This window comes from Caballeronia sp. (assembly GCF_028292365.1).
Classification (GTDB): domain Bacteria; phylum Pseudomonadota; class Gammaproteobacteria; order Burkholderiales; family Burkholderiaceae; genus Caballeronia.
The window spans coordinates 1-6,457 of the sequence record NZ_JAQGMM010000564.1; the positions used below are offsets into that span (position 1 = coordinate 1).

Sequence of the window (6,457 nt, forward strand, 5' to 3'; positions counted from 1 at the left end):
GGCATCTGCTGAGCGAGTACCGGCAAGCGGCGCCGCGGACCGGTGAGATCAGGCGTCGCGTATTTCAACGCACGCGTGTAGGGGTGACGCGGTTCATCGAGGACATCGCGGGCCGGGCCGTACTCCACCAGATCGCCGGCATACATCACGGCAACGTCATCGCAGACATGGGCCGCCAGCCGCAGATCGTGCGTGATCAGCAGCACCGCGGTCGAATGCACGCGCTGCTGTTCGGCGAGCATGCGCATCACGCGGGTTTGCGTGACAACATCGAGCGCGGTCGTGGGTTCGTCGGCAATCAGCAGCGCCGGGTTGCTCGCGAAGGCCATCGCAATCAGCACGCGCTGGCATTGCCCGCCTGAGAGCTGATGCGGATAGCGCTTGAGCATGTCCGCGGGCACCGGCAGTTGCACCGATTCGAGCGCCTTGCGAGCCGTTTCCCAGCGTTCGTTCGACGGCACGCCGATGCGCGCGAGATGTTCGTTGAAGGTATCAGCGATGGTCCATAGCGGGTTCAGCGCGGTCAGCGGTTCCTGCGGGATGAAGGCAATTTTCCGGCCGAGAAGTTCGCGGCGTTTGGATTGCGACATGGCAAGCATGTCCTGTCCGGCGAAGTGCATGCTGCCGCTCGTCACCGTGAAACCGCTTGGCAGCAAGCCTGAAATCAACCGTGCCAGCATGCTTTTCCCCGCGCCCGATTCACCGACCACACCCAGCACGCGACCTCGTCCTATCGATAGCTTCAAATCCCGCAGCGCCGCAACGGGCACGCCGCCCAGCTTCGCGGTCAGCGTCACGCCATCCAGTTGCAGCACCGTTTCAGTGGTTGGTGTCGCCATTATCATTCTCCCTTGCTGCGCATGCGGGGATCGAGCGCGACACGCAGGCCGTCGCCAAGAAGGTTGCAGCCAAGCACCGTAATCACGATAGCAAGCACCGGAAACAAGAGCCCGGACAATGAGTCATGCATGGTCACGCGTGCGTCCGCGATCATCACGCCCCACGCGGTCACATTGGCCGGCACGCTCAAGCCGATGAAACTCAGCAGCGCCTCCACCGTGATCGCCACGCCCATTTCGAGCGAGAACAGCGTGATCATCAGCGGCAGCGCAGCAGGCAATATTTCGCGCAGCATGATCCGCAGATGCGAGAAATTGAGGAGTTGAGCGGCGAGCACATAGTCGCGCTGGCGCACGACCATCACCTCGGAGCGGACGACGCGGCAAAAACGCGTCCAGTCCACCAGCACGATCGACAGGATCACGTTCTCAATACCCACGCCGAGACTCACCATCAGCACGAGTGACAACACGACCGGCGGAAACGACATCCACAGGTCCACCAGATAACTGATGCTGCGATCGACCCAGCCACCGAAATAGCCGGCGAGAATCGCCAGCACGCTGCCGACAATACCCGCGCCGAACGCGGCAATCACCGCGACCGTCAGCGCGATACGGCTGCCGTATAACAAGCGCGATAACACGTCACGGCCCAGGCTGTCCGTACCGAGCGGAAATGCGGCGTCGCCGCCGGCCATCCACGCGGGCGGCGACAACATGTGCAGCAGATCCTGGTCGAGCGGGTTATGCGGCGCGAGCCACGGCGCAAACACGGCGCAGAACAATACGCCCAGCACGATCGCGCCGCCGAGCCACAGGTTGACGGCAGGTCTGCGGCGCGCGCGCGCCGATTTGCCGACCACGGGCGCCACCGGCGCGGCGGCTTCCGGCGAAGGATCGGCTGAAGTGGATTCGTGCAGCATGTCAGCCTTCATATCGTGCCTTGAACTGTGCTTCGAGCTGTGCTTCGAACTCAACGGGGTCGTGGACATGTCGTGTGTGCTCAGGCTGTTTTGCGCAGGCGCGGATTCATGATCACGTACAGCGTGTCGACTATCGCGTTGATCACCAGCATCAGCGCGCAGAACACGATCGCGATGCCCTGAATCAACACCAGGTCGTTGTTGCGCACCGCCTGCACCATCAGATTGCCCACGCCCGGAAACGAAAAAATCATCTCGACGAGCAACGCACCGCCGAACAGGAAACCGAACTGCACGCCGATCATGGTCAACGCGGGCAACGCCGCGTTCTTCAGCATGTGACGCCACAAGATCCGGCTCTCCGAGACCCCGCGCAACCGCGCCACGCCTACATACGATTCGTTACGCTGATCCAGCAGGCTCGATCGCAGCACGCGGATCACGAGCGGCGCAAAGCCGAACGCCAGCGCAAACGACGGCAGCACGAGATGACTCGCCGCGCTCAGCCAGTCGCTGAATTCTCCCTTGACCAAAAAGTCGATCAGCAGGAAGCCGGTTAAATGCGGCATCGGAATACCATCGCCTACGCGGCCGGAAAACGGCAATACAGGTACATACACGCCAAGCAGCGCGATCAGCAACAAGGCCCACAGGAACGACGGCACGGACTGCATCAGCACCACGGCGAAGCTGACCGGCAACTCGCCGCGCCGGTCGGTGACGGCGTAGGCAAATACGCCGCCCGGCACGCTGATGATCAGCGAGATGACGAGCGCCGAGAGACAGAGTTCGAGCGTGGCGGGCAGGGTCGAGCCGATCAGCGTGGCGACCGGTTGCTGGAACGAAATCGATGCTCCCAGGTTGCCGTGCAGCGCATTCACGAGCCAGATCAGGAACTGGCTGGGGATGGGTTTATCGAGGCCGAGCTGATGGCGCAATAAAGCGGCATCGGCGGGCGTGGCGTTGGGCGGCAGCATCATCGCGAGCGGGTCGGCCGGGATGAGGCGCAGCACGACGAACACGATCAGCGATAGCATCAGCAGCGTGGGGATCGCGGCAATCAGCCGGCGCGAGAGAACGGTAGAGATCAGCCGCAGCATCACAGCGCTCCAGAGGGGCTCGACTTACCGGACTCAGGGTCAACAACAAGCACCTTGCCGGGATTGAGCAGGTTTGAGGGATCGAGGGCGCGCTTGATCGCACGCATTGCACCGAGCGCGCCGGCATCGCGGGTGTAGCCCAGATACGCGCGCTTCTTCCCCCCTATTCCGTGTTCTGCGGACACCGCGCCATGCCATTCGCGCGTGAGTTCGTAGACTGCGGCATCGACGTGTTCGTGGAGATCGGGCGGCGCATTCTTCAGATGTGCGATGACGTGCAGGTTGCCGTCGCCGAGATGGCCGTACACCAGCGTGCGCATATCGGGCCAGCGCGCATGCAGCATGGCTTCGCATTGCTCGGCAACCTGGCCGATATCGGCAATCGCAAAGCTGATGTCGAAGGCGATGAGACCCGGCAGAAGAATCGGGAATTCAGCGGGCGCGTCGCGGACGGCCCAGAAACGGGTGGCATCGGCCGCGGAACTGGCGAGCGTGGCATTCTCGATCACGCCGGCATCGAGCATCTCGCCAAGCATGGCTTCGAACTCTTCGGCCTGTCTTGTCGCATCTGAACCCATGCTTTCCAGTAGCACATAGAACGCATGCGGAGTGTCGAGCGGCGCGCGCACGGTCTTGATGTTCTCAAGCACGTAGTCGTAGTAACTCGGCCACATCACTTCGAACGCCGACACGCCGCCCGACATCCGCGCGCGGGCATGCTGCAGCAAACGCGTGACGGCCGCGAAGTCAGGCAGTCCGCACCACGCCGTCGCTATCCCCGCCGGCCTCGGCGCAAGCCGCATGACCGCTCGCGTGATAACCCCTAGCGTGCCTTCGCTGCCGATCAGCAGATTCTTCAGGTCATAACCGCTGTTGTTCTTGATCATCTTGTGGAGATCACTGACCACGGTGCCGTCGGCGAGAACCGTTTCCAGACCCAGCACATGATCACGCGCCATGCCGTATTTGATGACGCGATTGCCACCCGCGTTGGTCGCGAGGTTGCCGCCAATCGTGCAACTGCCACGCGCGCCGAGATCGAGCGGAAACATCATGCCCGCAGCATCGGCGGCTTCCTGCACGCGTTGCAGCACCGCGCCCGCCTGCACGGTGATCGTGCCGGAGACGGTATCGACTTCTTCAATCGCGCTCATCCGTTCCAGGCTCAGCGCCACTTCTCCGCCGAACAGGTTGGCGCCGCCCGCGAGGCCGGTCAAACCACCCTGCGTGACGACCGCTTGCTGGTTGGCGTGGCAAAACGCGAGCGCCCGCGATACCTCTTGCGTCGAGCGCGGCCGGATCAACGCGATGGGTTCCGCGCCCGGCGTGCCACTCCAGTCCCGTACCCGCCGCGTGCCGAGATCGGTGCCGGGCGTCACTACGTCGGCGCCCAGTTCGGCCACCAGTCGTTCGACAAAGCTGTTCGAAGATGACGTCATGATCGGCTCAGCCTTTAAGGGCTGCGACGGCTTGTTCGAAGCCGGCGCGCACCACGTCGATGTCGCTTGCAGCCACCACGAAATCAAAACCGAGCGCGCGAGCAGCAAGCGCGTCCTGTGTCGAACCGGTGTAAATGCCGCACGGTAGATGGTTGGCACGGGCCGCTTGCAAAATGCGGGCGCAGTCCTGTTCGATCACGTCAGGCGCGACTTCGCCCCGCGACAAGGACAGATCGCCGGTGCCGATAAACAGATAGCCCAGCCCTTCAACGGCCGCGATCGCTTCGACTTGCTCCACGCCCGCAACCGTCTCGATCATGACGCCAATCGAGATGCGTTCGCCATCGGTTTTCATTGCTGCGATGCCGGCAATCAACGGCCTGACGCCGCCTGCCGAGCGCTGTCCGAAGGGCGGATAGCGGCCGAAGGAAACGGCGCGGCGGGCTTCATCGGCGGATTCGATTAGCGGGACCAGTACCGACGCCGCGCCGGCGTCCAGCGCTTCGGCAATCGCCTGAGCCGAGTTCTCACCCACGCGCACGATCACCGGAACCTGATACCGCACCTGACCGATCACCGCTTCGAGCGCGGTGCGTTCCCACAGCCCATGCTGCCGGTCAATCACGATCAGATCTGGCCCGGCCGTCATGCCGATCTCGACGATCGGCGTGCTGCCCATTGCAAACCACACGCACGACAACGCGCGTTTTTCTGCGAAGGCTGATTGCATCGACTGGGACACCGGGCGAACATCGGGAATTTTTTGCATCGTATAGTGGCGAGGACTTCTTCAAAGCGGGTTGGAACGCGCGGGTCGACGCTCGATCATTCGCCTGACCTGAAACTGCGTTTACGAAATTCTGAATTCAGATTATTGGGTTCAAAATTGGGCGTCAAGCGTTTTCAACTTCCGTCCTCCATGTTCAGCACGATCCGGCCGCGGGTGATCTGACCCGCTTCAAACTGGCGATGTGCGTCGGCTGCGGCGGCGAGTGGAAGCGTGGCCATCACTCCGGGCATGAGCACGCCTTCGCCGGCGAGCTGTGCGACGGCATGGAGCGCTTCCGGCGCGTCCGAGATCATCGCGCGCGTGACGCTGACGCCGTATTTTTCGGCCTGGTTTTCAAATGGCGTTGCGCTCAGGTAGACGAGCTGACCGCCCGCCTTCAGCACCTGATATGACCGCGCGTGTGTCTCGCCACCAATCAGGTCGAACACGACATCGATATGACGCAGCAAGCTGAAGTCATCCCGATAGTCATCCCCATAGTCATAGCAGTCGTAGGCCACCGCCCGATGCGCGCCAAGGCCCAGCACGTAGTCGATATTCTGCGCGCGGCAGGTTGTTGTCACGTTGAGCCGGAGATGACGCGCGAGCTGGATCATCTGGCAGCCGACCGCGCCCGCGCCGCCGTGAATCAGCACGCTCATGCCTTCTGAGAGCATCGCGGTCCGGCACATCGAGATCCATGCGCTGACACCGGGCTGAAGCAATGCGGCGGCGTGTGAGGTCGAGAGGTTGGGCGGCTTCTTGACCACGCGTGACGATGCACAAACGATCGCTTCGGCGTAGGTTCCGCTGCGTGTCGGATCGGCCGCCACGCACACTTCATCGCCTATGAAAAGCCCTACCACCCCCTCGCCGATTTGATCAATGACACCTACGCCGTCACGTCCCGGAATCTTCGGGAACGTCAACGAGAAATGCGCCTGCAACGCGCCGGAGCGCAGCTTTGCATCGATCGGCGATACCCCCGCGGCCTTCAGGCGAACACGGACTTCATTCGGTCCAGCTACGGGGTCGTCGAGCGTGACGAGTTCGAGGACATCGGGTGATCCGTATCGCGAATACTGGATCGCTTTCATGCCGACGCGGCGTCGCAGTCACGGCCCGATTCAAGCAACGCCCGGATCAGGAACATCTCGGTTTCGTGCGTCGAACAGATTTGCGCCCACGCGTCGTCGGATTGCGTGGCGAGCCGCCATGTGAACAGCGTAACGAGGGCGGTGCCTTCGGGATGCCCTAACGTCGGGCCATCGAAGACGCGTGCGGCATTGCGAAATCGCAGGCCGTCTTCATTGCCGCCTACTTCGTAATCGATCGTCAAAGCAACCGGATCCGCATGAATTCGCACCCAGGTTTCAGCGCCCGT

6 protein-coding genes and 1 pseudogene are annotated in these 6,457 nt (G+C 62.5%); all 7 read right to left on the minus strand.

Annotated features, from left to right (window positions below):
- The coding region (locus JWR14_RS33295; RefSeq protein WP_299717950.1) for an ABC transporter ATP-binding protein at positions 1–839 on the minus strand (839 nt) is incomplete at its 3' end.
- Positions 840–841: 2 nt separating this feature from the next.
- Positions 842–1,834: an ABC transporter permease gene (locus JWR14_RS33300; protein ID WP_299717952.1), complete on the minus strand. Its 993-nt coding sequence runs from the start codon at positions 1,832–1,834 to the stop codon at positions 842–844.
- Positions 1,835–1,845: 11 nt separating this feature from the next.
- The gene (locus JWR14_RS33305) at positions 1,846–2,865 is read right to left on the minus strand and encodes an ABC transporter permease (RefSeq protein WP_299717954.1); all 1,020 of its coding nucleotides are present in this window, start codon (positions 2,863–2,865) and stop codon (positions 1,846–1,848) included.
- Complete coding sequence (locus JWR14_RS33310) at positions 2,865–4,304, minus strand: FAD-binding oxidoreductase (protein ID WP_299717956.1); 1,440 nt, start codon at positions 4,302–4,304, stop codon at positions 2,865–2,867. The genes JWR14_RS33305 and JWR14_RS33310 overlap by 1 nt, the downstream gene beginning before the upstream one ends.
- Before the next feature lie 7 nt (positions 4,305–4,311).
- Positions 4,312–5,034 carry an aldolase/citrate lyase family protein gene (locus JWR14_RS33315; protein WP_299717959.1) on the minus strand — a complete coding sequence of 241 codons (723 nt, stop codon included), beginning with the start codon at positions 5,032–5,034 and terminating at the stop codon, positions 4,312–4,314.
- A gap of 173 nt (positions 5,035–5,207) precedes the next feature.
- Positions 5,208–6,170 carry an NADP-dependent oxidoreductase gene (locus tag JWR14_RS33320; RefSeq protein WP_299717961.1) on the minus strand — a complete coding sequence of 321 codons (963 nt, stop codon included), beginning with the start codon at positions 6,168–6,170 and terminating at the stop codon, positions 5,208–5,210.
- Positions 6,167–6,457 (minus strand): annotated as a pseudogene (locus JWR14_RS33325) (hypothetical protein); the annotation flags it as partial. The pseudogene JWR14_RS33325 and the gene JWR14_RS33320, both read right to left, overlap by 4 nt.

What these genes read in the sequence shown, in the direction of transcription:
- JWR14_RS33300 (WP_299717952.1), bottom strand. Translation starts at nt 1,834, where the DNA reads ATGTCCACGACCCCGTTGAGTTCGAAGCACAGCTCGAAGCACAGTTCA.
- JWR14_RS33305 (WP_299717954.1), bottom strand. Translation starts at nt 2,865, where the DNA reads ATGCTGCGGCTGATCTCTACCGTTCTCTCGCGCCGGCTGATTGCCGCG.
- JWR14_RS33310 (WP_299717956.1), bottom strand. Translation starts at nt 4,304, where the DNA reads ATGACGTCATCTTCGAACAGCTTTGTCGAACGACTGGTGGCCGAACTG.
- JWR14_RS33315 (WP_299717959.1), bottom strand. Translation starts at nt 5,034, where the DNA reads ATGCAATCAGCCTTCGCAGAAAAACGCGCGTTGTCGTGCGTGTGGTTT.
- JWR14_RS33320 (WP_299717961.1), bottom strand. Translation starts at nt 6,170, where the DNA reads ATGAAAGCGATCCAGTATTCGCGATACGGATCACCCGATGTCCTCGAA.